Consider the following 17,131-nt stretch of genomic DNA (forward strand, 5'->3'; position numbering starts at 1 on the left):
AAATGGTGGACCCGACCGACTTCGCCCGCCGCGTCCGCGCGCGGGAGCGCATCCTCGGCTACTGGGTGGTGCTCGCCTCGCCCGTCTCCACCGAGCGGCTGGCCCGCCTCGGCTGGGACTACGTCTGCCTCGACGGCCAGCACGGCCTGCTGGGCTACAGCGACTTGCTGCACAACCTGATGGCCGTCGACGCGGGCGGCAGCGCGGGCATGGTGCGCGTCGAGGCGAACGACCCGACGCCGATCGGCCGCGCCCTCGACGCCGGAGCCCGCGGCATCATCGTCCCGCTCGTCGACACCGCGGAGCAGGCCGCGGCCGCCGTCCGCGCGGCCCGCTACCCGCCGTCGGGTGGAATCCGTTCGTACGGGCCGATGCGCTCGGCTCTCCGAATCGGCCCGCGCCCCGCCGACGCGGACGCGAACACGGTGGTCCTTGCGATGATCGAGACACCGGAAGGGTTGCGCAACGTCGAGGAGATCTGTGCGACCCCGGGCCTCGACGGCGTCTACGTCGGTCCCTCGGACTTGTGCCTCGCCGTCGGTGGCGCCTATCCGGGCGACCCCGCGGTCGCCGACGAGTTCGAGGCCGCCATCGCCCGCGTCGCCCGCGCCGCGGCCGAAGCCGGGGTGGCCGCGGGGATCCACACGAGCGACGGCGCGACAGCGGCCCGGCGGCTGGGGGAGGGCTACACCCTCGCGACCGTGGCCAGCGACCTCACTCACCTGGAGCAGGCGTCGTCGGCTCACTTGGGGGCAGCGAAGAGCTGAGGTCGTCCCTGAAGGCGAACCCCTGGCGTGTCTGCGGCACCGGAGCGTTCTCGACACCTGCGTTGTTCCACTTGCACCGCACCGAAGTCGGCGCCCCGGCCCCTGTTCACCGCCGTGACAACGCTGTTCCTGCGCACCCTGCTCGCCGTCCCGGCCCGCGCCGGCCGGCCGGGCCTGCTGGCTGTTCATGGCCTCGACCGTCGGCCTGGCCGTCCTGGTCCCGCGGCTGCACGAGCGCGCCCTGCCGGTGGGGTCGGCCACCCTGACCTTCGGGTGCTGGTGCTCGCGGGAGCTCTCGCGTTCGGGTCGCTCACGCTCCTGCTCGTCGCCACAGCCCTCGCCGGACTCGGCCAGGGCACCACCTTCCGCGCCGCGCTCGCGCTGCTGACCGCGGCAAGCCCACCCGACCGGCGCGCCGAGGTCGCGTCCAGCTTCCGGCCGACGGCGCCTCCCGCACCCTGAACATTTCCCGGCTCCACCACAACACGCCACGAAGTCGTCGAACCCGGCGACGGAGATGTCGCCGGGCACCGACGACTTCGCAGCAGGCGTCCAAGCCTTCCTCGGCAAGACAGAATCCGCATTTCCCTTCGGTCTGGCCGTGCGGCTGGTTTTGCCGCGGTCCGGGTCGGCGCTTGACGAGCATGAGACACCACGCTCGTTGAAGCGTCGCGCGACGCCGTGCCCGGCGAGACGTTGCCGGAACATCCAGCTCACGCTCGGCACGGTTCGGGGACCGGGTGCGAGCCGTTGCAGCCGCCGACCCCGGCGGGGCGTTCGCGGGGTTGGGGTGCGGACCAGCGTCAACGAGGCGGTCCACCGTCCCGACGACCGCGCCGGTGGCGGCTGTGGTGATCAGTTGGCGTGCGAATCCCCCGTCATCGCTGTGCTTCCAGTAGCACGGGGTCGGTCCCCCGGGCGACTGCGACGATCTCCTTGATCAGGAGCCGGGTGCTCGCGGACGGCTGCCGGTCGGCGATCGTGGTGATCCCGATCTCGCGCGGCACCGTGTCGAGCCCCACGGGCAGCACGGCGAGTTGCGGGTCCCGTGCGCCGATCAGCATGGGGAGCGGGGCGACGGCGTCGGTTTCCACCAGGACCGTCCGCAGCGTGAGGATCGTCGAGCACTCGATGATGTTCGCGGGGAGGGGCAGACCCCGGCGGTCGAAGAGTTCGTCGATCTCCTGACGCAGCTGGCTGTTCCGGCCCGGCAGGATCCACGGCAGGTCCATGAGGTCCTCGATGCCGCTGGTGGGTGTGTCGAGGCAGGGGTGCTCGTGCCGGACGACGAGGCGGACCGGTTCCTCGTAGAGCCGTACGTGACGCAGAGTGGCGCGCGAGGTCGACGGCTGGAGCCTGCCGACCAGTACGTCCACTTCGCCTCGGGAGAGTTGCAGGCCGAGTTCCTCGGGCATCGCCTCGACGACCGAGACGGTGAGGTGCGGGTGGGCCTTTTTGAGCCGGATCAGGGTCTGCGGCAGCAGGGAGTACGCGCCGGCGAGGATGGTTCCGACCCGTACCGGCTCCATGCCGAGACGCTGGAGCCCGTGGATGCGTCCGGCCGCGGCTTGCAAATTGCCCACCACCGCGCGGGCGTGCTCGATGAGGATGTCGCCGTACTGGGTCGGGCGGACGCCGCGGGGTCCCCTGGCGAAGAGTTCGACGCCGATGATCGCCTCGATCTCCTGCAGGCTCCGGGTCACGGCCGGCTGGGTGACGTGCATCGCCTTGGCGGCGCCGACCAGGGTGCCCTCGTCGGCCACAACGGTCACGAGAACGAGGTGACGCAGTTTCAGCCGGCCGTCCAGGATGTGGTCCACGTTCATGTCTCGACATCTCTCTGTAACATAGCGTTGGGCCCCGGTATACCCAATCATGCATAGCGACGACCGGAGAAGCATTAGTCAAGGCCGGATCTCTGCCAAATGATGTGGCCATGTCTTGGACACCCACCGCAGAGAGCCCGCTGGGCGGCCTGACGTCCGCGCTGGCGTCCGGCGGCGTCGAGGTGGTCGACCTGACCGCCCTCCTGTCGCCGTCAACGCCCGTGCTCGACCTCCCACCGGACATGGCGCCGATCCCACGCTTCGAGCTGGAGGAGCTGGCCCGGTACGACGAGCGTGGGCGCACGTCCTACCAGAACGCGATCCACACCGGTGAGCACGTGGGCACCCACTTCGACGCGCCGTGCCACTGGGTCACCGGCGCCGAGCAGGGGGATGTCGCCCACGTACCGGTCCGGCACCTGGCCGCTCCCGCCGTCGTGATCGACAAGTCCGCCGAGTGCGCCGCCGACCCGGACTTCCTGCTGACGGTCGAGCACCTCGAGGAGTGGCAGCACCACAACGGCCCGCTTCCGGAGGGCGGTTGGCTGCTCTACCGGACCGGCTGGGCCGCGCGCTCGCACGACCAGCAGCTGTTCCTCAACGCCGACGAGAGCGGGCCGCACACGCCCGGCATCACGGCCGGCTGCGCCCGCTGGCTGGCCGACGAGTCACCGATCGTCGGGCTCGGCGTGGAGACGGTCGGGACCGACGCCGGGCAGGCGTTCACCTTCACTCCGCAGTTCCCGGCGCACCACTACCTGCTGGGCGCGGGCAAGTACGGCGTCACCCAGTTGCAGAACCTCGACCGGCTGCCCGTCACCGGCGCCGTCCTGATCGTCGCTCCGCTCCGCATCGCCGGTGGGTCCGGCAGCCCGGCGCGGATCCTGGCCCTCGTTGAGAACGGAGAAGCCCAGTGACCATGCTCGTCCACGAGGCCATCGGCAGGCAGCTCACCGATCTCGGAGTCCGCGCGGTCTTCGGTGTGGTGGGCAGCGGCAACTTCCACTTCACCGACGCGATGGTGCGCGGCGGTGCCCGCTTCGTCGCCGCTCGTCACGAAGGTGGCGCGGCCACCATGGCGGACGCGTACGCCCGGATGTCCGACGAGGTCGCCGTGCTCTCCCTGCACCAGGGCTGCGGCTACACGAACGCCCTCACCGGCATCACCGAGGCCGCGAAGAGCCGGACGTCGCTGCTGGTGCTGACCGCCGAAGCCGCCGATCCCACCTCGAACTTCGCGCTCGACCAGGCGGCGATCGCCGTCGGGGTCGGGGCGCTCGCCCTCCGCGTCCGGTCTCCCCGCACCGCCCTCGACGATGTGGCACAGGCCTTCGCGATCTGCCGCGACCAGCGGCGCACGGTCGTCCTCAATGTTCCGATCGACGTGCAGGACGCGCTCCTGGAGGCGGAGGCCCCGGCCCGGGAGCACCGCCGGGTCGCCGAACCGCGGCCCGACGACAGCGAGATAGCCACGTTCGGCCGCCTGCTGGAACGCGCCGAGCGGCCGGTGTTCGTCGTCGGACGCGGAGGCCGTTCCCCGGGCTCCCGGGACGCCGTCCGCGAACTTGCCGCCGAGGCGGGCGCGCTCCTCGCCACCTCCGCCGTCTCCCGCGGGATGTTCGCCGGCGACGACTGGAACATCGACGTCTCCGGTGGCTTCTCCTCGCCATTGACGGCCGAACTCATCTCCGGCGCCGACCTGCTGGTGGGATTCGGCTGCGCGCTGAACATGTGGACCATGCGGCACGGCCGGCTCATCGCGCCGGACGCGACCGTCGTCCAGGTCGACATCGACCCGGAGGCCATCGGCGTGCACCGTGACGTGGACCTCGGTCTGTGGGGCGGTGTCGCGGGAACGGCCAGGGCCGCGGCCGCGTGGCTGCGCGCGAACTCGCCCGGCGGGCGCACGGGTTACCGCACTCCGGACGTGGCCGAGCGGATCCGGTCCGGCCTGCGCTGGAACCAGGTCGGGTTCGAGGACGCGTCGGGGGACGGGCGGGTCGATCCGCGCAGCTTGACCGTCGCGCTCAACGACCTCCTGCCCGCCGAGCGGATCGTTTCCGTGGACTCGGGCAACTTCCTGGGTTACCCGAGCATGTACCTCGACGTGCCGGACGAGTACGGGTTCTGTTTCACCCAGGCGTTCCAGTCCGTCGGCCTGGGCCTGGCGACCGCTATCGGTGCCGCACTGGCGCGCCCCGACCGGCTGCCCGTGGCCGGCTGCGGTGACGGCGGCTTCCTGATGGGCCTGTCGGAGCTCGAGACCGTCGTACGGCTGGGTCTGCCCATGGTGATCGTCGTCTACAACGACGCCATGTACGGCGCCGAGGTGCACCACTTCGGGGCCGGCGCGAGCGGCCTCGACGCGGTGACCTTCCCCGACGTGGACATCGCGGCGCTCGCACGGGGACACGGGTGCGAGGCGCTGACCGTCCGGCGGCCCGAGGACGTGCACGCGGTGAAGGAGTGGCTGTCGGCCGGCCCCGTCCGTCCCTTGGTGCTGGACGCCAAGATCACCTCGGATGGGGGGTCCTGGTGGCTGCAGGAAGCTTTCGGGCACTGAGGCGCCCCAGCGGCGTCTCCGTCATCGGCGCCGGTGAGTCGCCCTACACACGGCATCCGGCAGCCGGCACGACCACGGAAGGGGTGCTCGCCGACGCCGTCCGCCGCGCTCTCGCCGACGCGAACCTCCAGCCCGCCGAAGTCGACGGCTTCGGTGCCTGCAGCTTCACCCTCGGTCCGGACCACGCCGTCGACCTGGCCTGGCGGCTCGGGCTGCGGCTGCGCTGGCTGATGCAGGACACCAACGGCGGCGCGAGCGCGGGCACGATGCTGCAGCACGCCGTGCGGGCCGTCGAGTCCGGCGACGCCTCGGTCGTGGTGCTCGTGGCCGGCGACCGGATGGACCAGCAGGTGCACCTCAAGATGGTGGCCGAATACAACCGGGCGACCGCCGAGCAGCTGGTTCCGCTGGACATGCTCGGACCGAACGCCCTCTTCGCGCTCCTGACCCAGCGTCAGATGGCAGCCGAGGGGCTCACTCGTACCGACTACGGGCGACTCGCGGTGGCTCAACGGGCATGGGCCTCGCTCAACCCCGGGGCCGTCTACCGCGCGCCACTGACGCTCGACGACTACCTGAACGCTCCCGTGGTCGCCGAACCCCTCGGCCGGTACGACTGCGTGCCGCCGGTCACGGGCGCCGATGCCGTGGTGGTCGCGGCCGACGAACGGGCCGCGGGCACGCGCCGAGCCAGGGTGCTCGCCGTCTCGGCCCGCTACAACACCGATGACCAGACGGGCGACGGACTGGTCACCGGCTTGGCCGACTGCGCGCCCGAGCTGTGGGAGGCGGCCGGCCACGGGCCCGCCGACGTCGACGTGGTCAGCGTGTACGACGACTACCCGGCCATGGCGCTGGCCCAGCTCAAGGATCTCGGTCTGGTCGCCGGGGGTGAGCTGCCGGCCTTCATCGCCGAGCGGCTCGCCACCCGCGAGCTCCCGGTCAACACCTCCGGCGGACAGCTCTCGGCGGGCCAGCCGGGTTCCGCCGGCGGCATGCACGGACTCGTGGAGGTCGTCCGGCAGTTGCGCGGCCAGGCGGGGGAGCGGCAGGTCGATGCCCGGCTCGGCCTGTTCAGCGGATACGGGATGGTGCTCTACCGCTACGGCGCGTGTGCCACCGCCGGGCTCCTGGAGGCAGCCGGATGAGTGTGACCGTGCAGAACTGCCGGACGTGCGGTGGCCGATGGTTCCCCGCCCGGCTGATGTGTCCCCGCTGCGGGGGTGACGAGCTGGCGCCCGTCAGTGTCGAGCGCGGGGTGGTCGAACAGCTGACCCACCTCGGCGACGTCGTCATCGCGTCGGTGGCGTGTGACCCCGAACCGCTGCTCGTGGCCAGGCTGCACGGCCCGGTCGAGCCCGGGGACGTCGTGGAACTCACCGACGACCCCGGTGCGTCCGGCCGTCCCGTCGCCTTCGTACCGCCGATCAGCCTGCCCCGAGAGGAGTTGTCATGAGCGCCGAGCTCGACCTTTCCCGTGCGAGCGTCTCCGGACTGCTGCGATGGCGCGCGGAGACCACCCCGGAGAGCACGCTGCTGCGCTGCGGGGAGACGCGAAGGACCGCCGCCGAGATGCTGGACCGGGTCGCCGTCGCGGGAGGCCTGCTGAGCGAACACGGGGTGGAGCGGGGAGACCGGGTGGCGCTGATGGCGTCCAACCGGGTCGAGCTGCTGGACCTCATCCTGGGCTGCGCGTGGATCGGTGCCGTCGCGGTGCCGATCAACACCGCCGCGCGGGGCGAGCAGCTCCACCACATCCTGAGCAACTCGCAAGCGGAGCTGCTGGTTCTGGAAAACCCCTTCCTCGCCCAGGTGGAGGCGCTGCCGAGCACCGCGGAGCTGCGCCAGATCTGGCTGCTGGACGAGGGCGAGGCCGGCTCGGTGCTGCCGGTCCCCGTCGACCTGATCCCGGACGGCGGCCGCGCCGTGGAGCCGGCGGTGGTCGGCCCGGGCGATCCCGCGGTGATCCTCTACACCTCAGGCACCACCGGGGTCTCCAAGGGAGTCGTCTGCCCGCACGCCCAGTTCTCCTGGTGGGGCCGCAACGTCACCGCGCAGCTCGGCATCACCTCGGCCGACGTGCTGCACACCTGCCTGCCGCTGTTCCACACGAACGCGCTCAACGCCTTCAGCCAGGCGCTGGTCAGCGGAGCCCAGTACGTCATCGGCCCGCGCTTCTCCGCCTCCGCCTTCTGGTCGGACGTGGCGGCCAGCGGGGCGACCTTCACCTACCTGCTGGGCGCCATGATCAGCATCCTGGCCGGCCGCCCGCCCGGAGCGCACGACCGGGCGCACCGGGTGACCGCGGCACTGGCGCCGGCCACCCCCGCCGGGCTGCTCCGGCAGTTCGAGGAGCGGTTCGGTGTCGTCCTCATCGACGGCTACGGCTCGACCGAAACCAACGCGGTGATCTCCGCGAGCCGGACCGAACAGCGGCCGGGATTCATCGGACGCCTTCAAGAGGGGTTCTCCGCCCGGATCGTCGACGAGAACGGACTCGACGTTCCTCCTGGCACACCGGGCGAACTGCTGCTGCGCAGCGAGCAGCCCTTCGCCTTCGCCTCCGGCTACTACCGCATGCCCGACGCCACCGTCGCCGCGTGGCAGGACCTGTGGTTCCACACCGGCGACCGGATGGTGCTCGAAGCGGACGGGTGGATCAGGTTCGTCGACCGCATCAAGGACGTGATCCGCCGTCGCGGCGAGAACATCTCCTCCGTCGAGGTCGAAAGCGTTCTCGCGCAGCACCCCGGTGTCCGTGACGTCGCGGTGTACGCGGTGGACTCCGAGCTCGGTGAGGACGAGGTGATGGCCGCCGTGGTCCCGGTCGAGGGACAAGAGATCGACTTCGTCGACTTGGTGTCCTTCTGCGAACCCCGGCTGGCCTACTACGCGATTCCCCGCTTCGTGACGCTGTGCCCGGAACTGCCGCTGACCGAGAACGGCAAGGTGCGCAAGACCTTGCTGAGGGAGTGGGGAGCCGAGCGCGCCGACTGGGACCGCGAGGCGGCCGGCGTAGTCCTGCGGCGAAACCGGTCCGCCTGACCGTCGGCGGCAATCACCGAACCTGACCCGCTTTGGCACATCCCCTTCCCCGGCCACCGGGACGTCCCGATGGCCACCGTCCTCATCCAGAGGTGACGAGATGAGCCCCACCGCACCGAACCAACCGGCAGCCGGGCCGCAGTCGATCCGCAAGATCGCCATCGCCAGCCTGACCGGAACCGCACTCGAGTGGTACGACTTCTTCCTCTACGGCACCGCATCCGCCCTGGTGCTCGGCACCCTCTTCTTCCCCCACGCCAGCTCCCTCGCCGGCACCTTGGCCTCCTTCGGCACCTTCGCCGTCGGCTTCGCGGCCCGCCCTCTCGGCGGGATCATCTTCGGTCACTTCGGAGACCGGCTGGGCCGCAAACCCATGCTCGTGATCACGCTGATGGTCATGGGCTTCACCACTTTCCTCATCGGCCTCCTGCCCACCTACGCGCAGATCGGTGTGTGGGCGCCGGTCCTGCTCATCGTGCTGCGCGTGCTGCAGGGCATCGCGGTCGGCGGCGAGTGGGGCGGAAGCGTCCTCATGATCACCGAGCACGCCCCCGCGGGACGACGCGGCTTCTACTCGGCCTGGAGCCAGGTCGGCATCAACCTCGGCTTCGTCACCTCCGCCGCGGTCTTCGCCGCGGTCCAGAGCCTGTCCGACGAGGCGTTCCTGTCCTGGGGATGGCGGGTGCCCTTCCTCCTCGGAGCCGTTCCCGCGCTGGCCGGCCTCGTCATCCGCCTGAAGATCGAGGAAACACCGGAGTTCCGGAGCGTCCAGCACAAGGGCGGCAAGCAACGGCTGCCGATCCTGCACGCCCTGCGAACCCATCCCCGTGCCATCCTGATCACGATGGGCGCCCGCCTGGCGGAGAACGGCTCTTCGTACATCTTCCTGGTCTTCTCCCTCGCCTACGGCAAGCACATCGGGGTCGGTAACGGCCTGCTGCTGACCGGGATCATCGTCGCGAACGTCGTGGAAGCCGCCTCGATGGTGGGATTCGGCGCCCTGTCCGACCGCATCGGCCGTCGCCCGGTCTACATGGCCGGAGCGGCCACCCTCATCGTGGTGGCGTTCCCCTTCTTCTGGCTGCTGGACACCGGAACCCCCGCGCTCGTCTGGCTCGCCTTCATCATCGCCATCGGCATCGGCCACGGAGCCATGATCGGCACCCAGCCGAGCTTCTTCACCGAGCTGTTCGGCAAGACGTCGCGCTACAGCGCCATCGCCCTCGGCCACGAGTTCGCCTCGGTGTTCGCGGGCGGCCTCTCTCCGCTCATCGCGACCGCACTCCTGGCGGCCACCGGCGCCTCCTGGCCCATCTCCCTGTACCTCGTCTTCCTCGGCTGTATCACGCTTATCTCGGTTTACTTCGCCCGCGAGACGGTGCAGCGCGACGCCGTGTCTACGCCGGACCTGAAGCTGCCGCCCGCCGGAGTACGCGAGTAGCGCGTGCTCGGTGCGCCGGTGCTCGTTACCCGGCGGCGGGCGCGCCCGCCGCCGGATAACGACCCGGGCGATGGAGATCGACCGCGGGGGCGAAGGTGAACCCGGAGCCGTGGCGGTCGACGCGGCCGGCCGAAGGAGCGGCGAAGTGCGCAGGGATCATCGCGGTTCCGGTGTCGGCCAACCAGTCCAGCGTCCGCCTGCGGGTGCGCGCCGAGAGCTCGGGGTCGACGCAGTACCGGGTGCTGGTGTCCGGGTCCATCAGCTGGAGCGGGTGGTGCAGGATGTCGCCGGTGAGCAGCAGCCGGGCCCGGGAGCCGGTGACGAGGACGGCCGTGTTGCCCGGGGTGTGACCGGTGCCGGGCACAGCCGCACGTGGGGGCCGAGCTTGGCGTCCGGGGGCGTCAGATCCAGCAGTCCTGCTTCGGCGACCGGTTCGATGCTGTCGGCCAGGTAGTCGCCGGTCCGGGTCATCGCCGCGGCGCCCGCCGGGGATCGCCAGTAGTCGTACTCCGGTGCGGTCAGAACGTGCCGGGCCTTCGGGAAGGCCGGTCGCCAGTGCCCGTCCGACCACCGCGTCGCCCAGCCGACGTGGTCCACGTGCAGGTGGCTGAAGACCACTGTGGACACGTCGCCGGCGGACAGTCCGGTCGCCGAGAACCGTTGCCACCAGCCACTGTCCAGGCGGTCGAACTCCGGCCTGGCTCGGTGCTTCCCGTCGCCGACGCAGGCGTCGACGAGGATCCGCTCGTGCGGCGTGACGACCAGGAAGGCCTGCATGGTGAAGACCAGCCGCCCTGACTCGGACCAGGGCGCCTCGGCGGCCCAGCCGGTGGGCACGCCGGGGTGGCCGGGGAAGAACTCCGCCGGATCGATGAGCAGCCGCGGTGTCTCCACGATCGGAACCACCGCGACGTCACCGAGATCGAACCAGCCGCTCATCGCCCCACCACGTCCTGCTCTTTCCTCGCCACGTCCCCGGCCGCGCGGGGCAGGCGCCACAGCACCGCCGCGCTCACGGCCGCCACCACCACCGGAATGGCGGTCAGCAACACGATGTCGTCGCCAGGAAGCGAAAGCGCGAGCAGAACCCCCGCCGTGGCCGGGCCCACGATCGAGCCGACTCGGCCCAGGGCCGCGGCCCAGCCCACTCCGGCGGTCCTGGTGGCCGGCGAGTACATCGCCACCGCGAGGGTCAGCTGACCGATCTGACCGGCCGTGACGCCCGCACCGGAACCGGCGAGGGCGAGCAGCAGCGCGGTGTGGTCCGTTCCGACCGTGGCCGCGACGACCATCGACACCGCGCCGATCGCCGGCATCACCATCAGGGCGAACGTGATTCCCTTACGGGCGGCCAGCAGGAGGAGCACGACTCCACCGATGACTCCGCCGAAGCTCAGGAAGGCGAGGCCGATCGGGGCCTGCGACGGGGAGAAGCCGTACCCCGTAAGCAATGTGGGCACCCAGGACTGGAGGGTGTAGCTGGCGATGAAGACCAGGAAGGCGAAGGTCCACAGCAGCAGGGTGGCGGCGCGCAGTCCGGGGGCGAACAGCGCGCCGACGCGCGCCGCGGCCGCCGTGCTGTCCGTGGTCACGGACACCGGCGCCGCCGGCAGCCACCGGCCCATCACCACGGCCAGCAGCAGCGGCAGTCCGCCGCCGATCCAGAACACCCCGGTGGCCCCGACCGACGCCAGCAGGCTGCCGCCGAAGACACCGGCGACCGTGCCGCCGAAGGCGAGTCCGAGGGTGACCGTGACGGAGACCGTCTGGCGTTGCCTGTCCGGGTGGTGCGCGGTGGCGAGGGAGACGGCGCCGGGCAGGACCACGCCGAGCCCGAGCCCGGTGCCCAGCCGGACCGCGCTCAGGGCGGTCAGTGACTGCAGGGGAAGCACCAGGGCGGTGGCCAGCGAGCCCGCGGCGAACAGCACGGTCCCGGTGATCAGCATCCGCCGCAGGCCCAACCGCGCCGCGAGCCGGCCCGAGGCCAGGTAGCCGAGCACCACGCCGATGTTGGTCAGTACCACCGCCGGGGTGAAGCCGGCCGAGGCGACGCCCCACTGCCGCGCCAGGGAGGGCAGGACGAAGGAGAGCGACGCGGAGTCGAAACCGTCGAGCAGCACTGCCAAGAAGGCGAGGCCCACCACGCCGAACCGCATCCCGCGAAAACCCGTGTTCTCGTGGCTGGTCATCGGGTGCCTCCGAAAACCACCTGGTGTGCGGCTTCGAACAGCTCCGACGTCGGGTCGGCGAAGGCGGTGGCGGTGCCGATGTGATCGGTCCCGGTCAGCGTCACGGTCACCGGCGGCCTGCCCGCGTCGGTCAGGGCGTCGGCGAGCAGCCGTCCCTGGCGCGTCAGCCAGAAGTCGTCGTCCGCCTTGCGGTTGGGCTCGGGATCCCCGAAGGAGATCACCACCCGCTCGGGGGCGCGGCTCACCCGAAGTGCGGGGCTGAGCCGGAGAGCCTGGGCCGGGTCTTCGACGATGCCCCGCAGATCGGTGGGAGCACTCATGCACACGGTGCCCGCCACCGGGCCGGGGGAGCTGTCGGTCAGCGTGACCATCGCGGCGAGATGGCCGCCCGCGGAGTGCCCGGCCACGGTGATGCGGTCCGGGTCGCCCCCGTACCGGGTGGCGTTCGCGCGGGCCCACTCCACCGCCGCGGCCGCGTCCACGACGGCGTCGGCGATGGTGTGGCGCGGTTCGAGCCGGTAGCCGAAGGACAGGAAGACCGCGCCGGCGTCCACCCAGGGGCCGGCGAGGTGGTCGTAATAGGCCGGGTGGCCTTCGCGCCAGCGGCCGCCGTGGAAGTACACGATGACCGGGCGGTCGCCGGAACCTGGGTGGTAGACGTTCACCAACTGGTGGGCGTCGGATCCGTACTTCAGGTCGACCTCATGGGGCACCCGTGAACGCAATTCCTGCCGTGCGCTTGCGGCTTGCCGGTAGAAGCCCGGCCAGTCAGGGTGGTAGTCCTCCGGGTGCTGACAAGTGAAGAACTCACTGGTGTCCGCCGGACGGACGGCAGGGCCTGCGGCCATGGGGTCCTCCTCGTCATCGCCGGCGCCGTCGCGGCTCCGGTCGTGCAGTGATCTTCACCAGCCTCGCGGCACCTCGGGTAATGCCTACTTCGTCGCCATCTATCGCCATCCGGTCATACCGGAGGCTATGCCCGTTCGGCTATGACCCAGCCCCGGATCAGCATTGGACGGGCATGGGAGTCCGATCGTACGGTGCGTTCATGAGTGCCGATCTGCCCACCGAAGTCGTTCAGCTCCGGAATTTCGTCGACGGAAGCTTCGTCGACGGTGCGGACACGTTCGACAAGATCAGCCCGGTCGACGGGGCCCGCGTCGCCGTGGTGCACGAGGCCGGGCGGGAGACGGTGGACGCCGCCGTACGCGCTGCGCGCCGGGCCTTCGACGGCCGCTGGGGCCGCAGCACCGACCGGGACAGAGCCGCCTTGCTGAGGCGGATCGCCGACGGGATCGAGGTGCGTTTCGAAGAGTTCGTGACCGCCGAGATCCGGGACACCGGTAAGCCGGTGGCGCTGGCCCGCGAACTGGACGTGGCCCGTGCGGCGGCGAACTTCCGGTCCTTCGCCGACACGATCTCCTCCGCCGGTCTCGATTCGTACCTGACCGACACGGGCGGGGGCCGCAGTGCCCTCAACTACGCGGTGCGCCGGCCGCTCGGCGTCGTGGCCGTCATCGTGCCCTGGAACCTTCCGCTGCTGCTGCTGACCTGGAAGGTCGCCCCGGCGCTGGCCTGTGGCAACGCCGTGGTGGTCAAGCCGTCCGAGGAGACTCCGTCGACGGCGACCCTGCTGGCGGAGGTCATCGCCGAGGCGGGCGCGCCGAATGGCGTGTACAACGTCGTCCACGGCTTCGGCCCGGGCTCGGCGGGGGAGTTCCTCACCCAGCACCCGGGGATCGACGGGGTCACCTTCACCGGTGAGTCCTCGACGGGCGCGACGATCATGAAGGAGGTCGCCCCGCGCGTGGTGCCCGTCTCCTTCGAACTGGGCGGCAAGAACGCGGCCGTCGTCTTCGACGACTCCCCGGTGGAGCGGACCCTCGACGGGCTGACCCGGTCGCTGTTCCTGAACACCGGCCAGGTCTGCCTGTGCACCGAGCGGGTCTACGTCCAGCGCGGCCTCTTCGACGAGCTCGCGGCCGGGATCGCCGAGCGGGCCCGGGGACTGAGCCTCGGCCGTCCGCACGACCCCGGCACGACGACCGGCCCGCTGATCTCCCGGGGGCACCGGGCCAAGGTGCTGTCGTACCTCGACCTCGCCGTTCAGGAAGGCGCCGAGGTCCTCGCCGGGGGCGGCATCCCCGATCTCGGCGAGGACCTGGCGCGCGGCGCCTGGATCGAACCGACGGTGTGGACCGGCCTGGACAATTCCTGTCGTACCGTGCGCGAAGAAGTCTTCGGTCCGGTCGCCGCGCTGATCCCCTTCGACACCGAAGAGGAGGCGATCGGCCTGGCGAACGACACCGAATACGGGCTGGCCGCCTCGGTGTGGACCAGCGACCTGACCCGGGCCCACCGGGTGGCGCAGGCGATGAACGTCGGCCTCTCCTGGGTCAACACCTGGTACCTGCGCGACCTGCGCGCCCCCTTCGGCGGGACGGGCCGCTCCGGCATCGGGCGCGAGGGCGGGAAGCACTCGCTGCACTTCTACACCGAGACGACGAATGTGTGCGTGGCGCTATGACTCTCTCCCGGTACGCCTCGGCTCTCGACGAGGCCGTCACCTCCAAGCGGGCCACCGCGCAGCTCGGCGCTCTAACCCTCGACGACGCCTACCGCGTGCAGGCACTGGGCTCCGAGCTGCGGGCGGCCCGCGGTGACCGCCTCGCCGGCGTGAAGCTCGGGTTCACCAGCAAGGCCAAGGCACGGCAGATGGGCGTCTCCGACGTCATCTTCGGCCGGCTCCACGCGGGCGGCGAATACGCCGACGGTGGCAGCGTCGCGCTGGCGGACTACATCCACCCGCGCGTCGAGCCGGAGGTGGCTTTCCGTCTGGGTAAACGGTTCGACGCACGCGCCTCGGCCGACCCCGAGGCTGAACTGCGCGCCGCCGTCGACGCGGTCGCTCCCGGGCTGGAGATCATCGACAGCCGCTACGCGAACTTCCGGTTCTCCCTCACCGATGTCGTCGCCGACAACACCTCGGCGGCGGGCTTCGTGACCGGCGCCTGGCAGCCGGCTGATCTCACCGCCACCGGCGTCCGGTTCGCCGACCGGCCGGTGACCCTGGAGATCGACGGCGCGGTCGCGGCGACCGGGAACACCAGCGACATCCTCGGCGACCCGGTACTCGCCCTGCCGGCGATCGCCCGCATGGCCGCCGCCCAGGGCGTCGTGCTGCCCGCCGGTTCCGTGCTGCTGGCCGGGGCGGCGACCGCCGCGGTCGCCCTCCCGGGCGGGGTCACGGTCCGCGCGACCATCCCCGGTCTCGGCACCGTCCACGTCACCACCATCCCCGCGGAGGAGCGATGACCGACAAGTCCCTCGTGGTCGAGGGGAAGGCCACGCCCCGCGGCCGGTTCCCGCACGTCAAGGTCGCCGGTGACCTGGTGTTCGTCTCCGGGACCAGCAGCCGCCGCCCCGACAACACCTTCGTCGGTGCCAGCGCCGACGCGATGGGGGTGACCGATCTCGACATCGAGGCGCAGGCCCGGGCCGTGCTCGAGAACATCCGCGACGTCCTCGCCGCCGTCGACTGCACGCTCGACGACCTGGTCCAGGTCACTTCCTACCTCGTCAGCATGAACGACTTCGGCGGCTACAACCGCGTCTGGGACCAGTACTTCGACACCTCCGGCCCCACGCGCACCACCGTCGCGGTCCACCAGCTGCCCCACCCGCACCTGCTCATCGAGATCCAGGCCGTCGCCGTGCGCCGGTCCGGCCGTACCGCCCAGGAGAACTCATGACGTCGTCACTGCCTCCGGTCTTCAACTTCCCGAAGTGGCTCGCCGAGCACGAGCACCTGCTGAAGCCACCGGTCAACAACAAGGCGATGTGGGACACGAGCGGTGACTTCATCGTGCAGGTCGTCGGCGGCCCCAACCAGCGGCTCGACTTCCACTTCGAGCCGTTCGAGGAGTACTTCTACCAGGTCAAGGGCGCCATGCACGTCAACGTGATCACCGAGGACGGTCCGCGGCGCGTGGACATCGGCGAAGGCGACATGTGGCTGCTGCCCGGCAGCACCTGGCACTCGCCGCAGCGGCCGGAGGAAGGATCCATCGGCATCGTTGTGGAGCGCGTGCGCCCCGAGGGGACGACGGAGCAGTTCGGCTGGTTCTGCCGGGAGTGCGGCACGAAGGTGCATTCGGTCGAGCTGCAGGTGCGGGACATCGTCGCCGACCTGCCGCCGGTGTTCGAGGCCTTCCACGCGTCCGTCGAGCAGCGCACGTGCGGGAACTGCGGCGCGCTGCACCCCGGCAAGGGCTGATCCGGTGTCCGACGTCATCGACGTGCACACCCACTACGTCCCGGCCGGCTGGCCGGACCTCGGCCCAGGACAGCCCTGGCTGCGCGTGGAGTCCGAACGCCAGGCGATGATCATGGTGGGGGAGACCGAGTTCCGGGCCATCGATTCGACCTGCTGGGACGCTTCGGCCCGGCTGGCCGACATGACGGCCGACGGGGTGCGCGCCCAGGTGGTCTCGCCAACGCCGCTGTTCTTCGGGTACGACCTGAGCGGTGCCGAGGCGGTCAAGGTCTGCCGGATCTTCAACGATCTCGCCCTGGAGATCTGCGCCCCCGACCGGGAGCGCTTCATCCCGTTCGCCCAGGTGCCGTTGCAGGACCCCGACGCGGCCTGCCGCGAACTCGACCGCTGCCTGGACGCCGGGCACGTCGGGGTGGAGATCGGCAACCACGTCGGCGACCAGGACCTCGACTCGGACGGCGTCGTCACCTTCCTCCAGCACGCGGCCTCGCGCGGCGCGCCGGTCTTCGTGCACCCCTGGGACATGCCCACCTCGCCGCGGCTGGACCGCTGGATGGCGCGGTGGCTGACCGGGATGCCGGCGGAGACCCACCTCTCCGTGCTCGCCATGATCCTCGGCGGGGTGTTCGACCGGGTGCCGGACTCGCTGCGGATCTGTTTCGCGCACGGCGGTGGGTCGTTCGCGTTCTGGCTGGGGCGCCTGGAGAACGCCTGGCACCGCCGCCCGGACCTCATCGCCACCTCGCAGCGGCCGCCCTCGGCCTATGTCGGCCGGTTCAGCGTGGACAGCGTCGTCTTCGACCCGGTGGCGCTGCGCACGCTGGTCGACACCCTCGGCGCGGACCACGTGATGCTGGGTAGCGACTACCCCTACCCGCTGGGCGAACGGCCCGTCGGCCAGGTACTCCGGAAGGCCGACTTCCTCAGCGCCGCGGAGCGCGAGGCGATCGCCGGCGGCAACGCGCTGCGCTGGGTCGGGCACGTGCCCGCCGACCAGCGGGTATGTCCATAGTGGGACACACGG

General features: G+C 71.1%; 18 protein-coding genes. 13 read left to right on the top strand and 5 right to left on the bottom strand.

The features are described 5' to 3' along the window. Positions 1–2: 2 nt before the first annotated feature. Positions 3–767 carry an HpcH/HpaI aldolase family protein gene (locus ACZ7OU_RS47970; RefSeq protein WP_470260405.1) on the top strand — a complete coding sequence of 255 codons (765 nt, stop codon included), beginning with the start codon at positions 3–5 and terminating at the stop codon, positions 765–767. A 273-nt stretch (positions 768–1,040) separates the two neighbouring features. Further along, positions 1,041–1,229, top strand: a complete 189-nt coding sequence (locus ACZ7OU_RS47975) for a hypothetical protein (protein WP_470260406.1) — start codon at positions 1,041–1,043, stop codon at positions 1,227–1,229. 416 nt (positions 1,230–1,645) lie between these two features. Here ACZ7OU_RS47975 and ACZ7OU_RS47980 read toward each other — a convergent pair whose 3' ends face one another. Further along, positions 1,646–2,593 (bottom strand): LysR substrate-binding domain-containing protein, encoded by a 948-nt coding sequence (locus tag ACZ7OU_RS47980; protein ID WP_470260407.1) that lies wholly within the window; start codon positions 2,591–2,593, stop codon positions 1,646–1,648. Positions 2,594–2,703: 110 nt separating this feature from the next. On the opposite strand from ACZ7OU_RS47980, the gene ACZ7OU_RS47985 reads away from it, so the two are divergent. The 6 genes from ACZ7OU_RS47985 (at position 2,704) to ACZ7OU_RS48010 (ending at position 9,642) form a co-directional block, all read left to right on the top strand. Then, complete coding sequence (locus ACZ7OU_RS47985; RefSeq protein ID WP_470260408.1) at positions 2,704–3,510, top strand: cyclase family protein; 807 nt, start codon at positions 2,704–2,706, stop codon at positions 3,508–3,510. Between the two features lie 2 nt (positions 3,511–3,512). Then, complete coding sequence (locus tag ACZ7OU_RS47990; protein WP_470260582.1) at positions 3,513–5,156, top strand: thiamine pyrophosphate-binding protein; 1,644 nt, start codon at positions 3,513–3,515, stop codon at positions 5,154–5,156. 83 nt (positions 5,157–5,239) lie between these two features. Beyond that, complete coding sequence (locus ACZ7OU_RS47995) at positions 5,240–6,304, top strand: thiolase family protein (protein WP_470260409.1); 1,065 nt, start codon at positions 5,240–5,242, stop codon at positions 6,302–6,304. Next, a complete protein-coding gene (locus ACZ7OU_RS48000; RefSeq protein ID WP_470260410.1) occupies positions 6,301–6,612 on the top strand; it encodes a zinc ribbon domain-containing protein in 312 nt (103 codons plus the stop codon). The genes ACZ7OU_RS47995 and ACZ7OU_RS48000 overlap by 4 nt, the downstream gene beginning before the upstream one ends. Further along, positions 6,609–8,201, top strand: a complete 1,593-nt coding sequence (locus tag ACZ7OU_RS48005; protein WP_470260411.1) for an ATP-dependent acyl-CoA ligase — start codon at positions 6,609–6,611, stop codon at positions 8,199–8,201. Before ACZ7OU_RS48000 ends, ACZ7OU_RS48005 begins: the two co-directional genes overlap by 4 nt. 100 nt (positions 8,202–8,301) lie before the next feature. After that, positions 8,302–9,642: an MFS transporter gene (locus tag ACZ7OU_RS48010; RefSeq protein ID WP_470260412.1), complete on the top strand. Its 1,341-nt coding sequence runs from the start codon at positions 8,302–8,304 to the stop codon at positions 9,640–9,642. Between the two features lie 25 nt (positions 9,643–9,667). Here the strand turns inward: ACZ7OU_RS48010 and ACZ7OU_RS48015 are convergent, their stop codons facing one another. Genes ACZ7OU_RS48015 through ACZ7OU_RS48030 form a run of 4 tightly spaced genes read right to left on the bottom strand, consistent with a single transcriptional unit; the run spans position 9,668 to position 12,544 of the window. Next, complete coding sequence (locus ACZ7OU_RS48015) at positions 9,668–9,901, bottom strand: hypothetical protein (protein WP_470260413.1); 234 nt, start codon at positions 9,899–9,901, stop codon at positions 9,668–9,670. Further along, a complete protein-coding gene (locus tag ACZ7OU_RS48020) occupies positions 9,901–10,581 on the bottom strand; it encodes an MBL fold metallo-hydrolase (RefSeq protein WP_470260414.1) in 681 nt (226 codons plus the stop codon). Before ACZ7OU_RS48020 ends, ACZ7OU_RS48015 begins: the two co-directional genes overlap by 1 nt. Continuing rightward, complete coding sequence (locus ACZ7OU_RS48025; protein ID WP_470260415.1) at positions 10,578–11,831, bottom strand: MFS transporter; 1,254 nt, start codon at positions 11,829–11,831, stop codon at positions 10,578–10,580. Before ACZ7OU_RS48025 ends, ACZ7OU_RS48020 begins: the two co-directional genes overlap by 4 nt. Beyond that, positions 11,828–12,544, bottom strand: coding sequence for an alpha/beta hydrolase (locus ACZ7OU_RS48030; RefSeq protein WP_470260416.1), 717 nt, complete (start codon positions 12,542–12,544; stop codon positions 11,828–11,830). Before ACZ7OU_RS48030 ends, ACZ7OU_RS48025 begins: the two co-directional genes overlap by 4 nt. Positions 12,545–12,879: 335 nt before the next feature. Between ACZ7OU_RS48030 and ACZ7OU_RS48035 the strand changes: the two genes are divergently transcribed. The 5 genes from ACZ7OU_RS48035 to ACZ7OU_RS48055 are packed head-to-tail and all read left to right on the top strand — an operon-like array spanning position 12,880 to position 17,119. Then, positions 12,880–14,358, top strand: a complete 1,479-nt coding sequence (locus ACZ7OU_RS48035; protein WP_470260417.1) for a 2-hydroxymuconic semialdehyde dehydrogenase — start codon at positions 12,880–12,882, stop codon at positions 14,356–14,358. Further along, positions 14,355–15,146 carry a 2-keto-4-pentenoate hydratase gene (locus tag ACZ7OU_RS48040; RefSeq protein WP_470260418.1) on the top strand — a complete coding sequence of 264 codons (792 nt, stop codon included), beginning with the start codon at positions 14,355–14,357 and terminating at the stop codon, positions 15,144–15,146. Before ACZ7OU_RS48035 ends, ACZ7OU_RS48040 begins: the two co-directional genes overlap by 4 nt. Then, positions 15,143–15,583: a RidA family protein gene (locus tag ACZ7OU_RS48045; RefSeq protein WP_470260419.1), complete on the top strand. Its 441-nt coding sequence runs from the start codon at positions 15,143–15,145 to the stop codon at positions 15,581–15,583. Before ACZ7OU_RS48040 ends, ACZ7OU_RS48045 begins: the two co-directional genes overlap by 4 nt. Continuing rightward, positions 15,580–16,107 (top strand): 3-hydroxyanthranilate 3,4-dioxygenase, encoded by a 528-nt coding sequence (locus ACZ7OU_RS48050; RefSeq protein WP_470260420.1) that lies wholly within the window; start codon positions 15,580–15,582, stop codon positions 16,105–16,107. Before ACZ7OU_RS48045 ends, ACZ7OU_RS48050 begins: the two co-directional genes overlap by 4 nt. A gap of 4 nt (positions 16,108–16,111) precedes the next feature. After that, a complete protein-coding gene (locus ACZ7OU_RS48055) occupies positions 16,112–17,119 on the top strand; it encodes an amidohydrolase family protein (protein WP_470260421.1) in 1,008 nt (335 codons plus the stop codon). Positions 17,120–17,131: the final 12 nt, after the last annotated feature.

The organism is Amycolatopsis sp. NPDC114505 (genome assembly GCF_055633615.1).

Coding starts and splice junctions, on each gene's coding strand:
- ACZ7OU_RS47970 (WP_470260405.1), top strand. CDS start 3: ATGGTGGACCCGACCGACTTCGCCCGCCGCGTCCGCGCGCGGGAGCGC.
- ACZ7OU_RS47980 (WP_470260407.1), bottom strand. CDS start 2,593: ATGAACGTGGACCACATCCTGGACGGCCGGCTGAAACTGCGTCACCTC.
- ACZ7OU_RS47985 (WP_470260408.1), top strand. CDS start 2,704: ATGTCTTGGACACCCACCGCAGAGAGCCCGCTGGGCGGCCTGACGTCC.
- ACZ7OU_RS47990 (WP_470260582.1), top strand. CDS start 3,513: ATGCTCGTCCACGAGGCCATCGGCAGGCAGCTCACCGATCTCGGAGTC.
- ACZ7OU_RS48000 (WP_470260410.1), top strand. CDS start 6,301: ATGAGTGTGACCGTGCAGAACTGCCGGACGTGCGGTGGCCGATGGTTC.
- ACZ7OU_RS48005 (WP_470260411.1), top strand. CDS start 6,609: ATGAGCGCCGAGCTCGACCTTTCCCGTGCGAGCGTCTCCGGACTGCTG.
- ACZ7OU_RS48010 (WP_470260412.1), top strand. CDS start 8,302: ATGAGCCCCACCGCACCGAACCAACCGGCAGCCGGGCCGCAGTCGATC.
- ACZ7OU_RS48015 (WP_470260413.1), bottom strand. CDS start 9,901: ATGGACCCGGACACCAGCACCCGGTACTGCGTCGACCCCGAGCTCTCG.
- ACZ7OU_RS48020 (WP_470260414.1), bottom strand. CDS start 10,581: ATGAGCGGCTGGTTCGATCTCGGTGACGTCGCGGTGGTTCCGATCGTG.
- ACZ7OU_RS48025 (WP_470260415.1), bottom strand. CDS start 11,831: ATGACCAGCCACGAGAACACGGGTTTTCGCGGGATGCGGTTCGGCGTG.
- ACZ7OU_RS48035 (WP_470260417.1), top strand. CDS start 12,880: ATGAGTGCCGATCTGCCCACCGAAGTCGTTCAGCTCCGGAATTTCGTC.
- ACZ7OU_RS48040 (WP_470260418.1), top strand. CDS start 14,355: ATGACTCTCTCCCGGTACGCCTCGGCTCTCGACGAGGCCGTCACCTCC.
- ACZ7OU_RS48045 (WP_470260419.1), top strand. CDS start 15,143: ATGACCGACAAGTCCCTCGTGGTCGAGGGGAAGGCCACGCCCCGCGGC.
- ACZ7OU_RS48050 (WP_470260420.1), top strand. CDS start 15,580: ATGACGTCGTCACTGCCTCCGGTCTTCAACTTCCCGAAGTGGCTCGCC.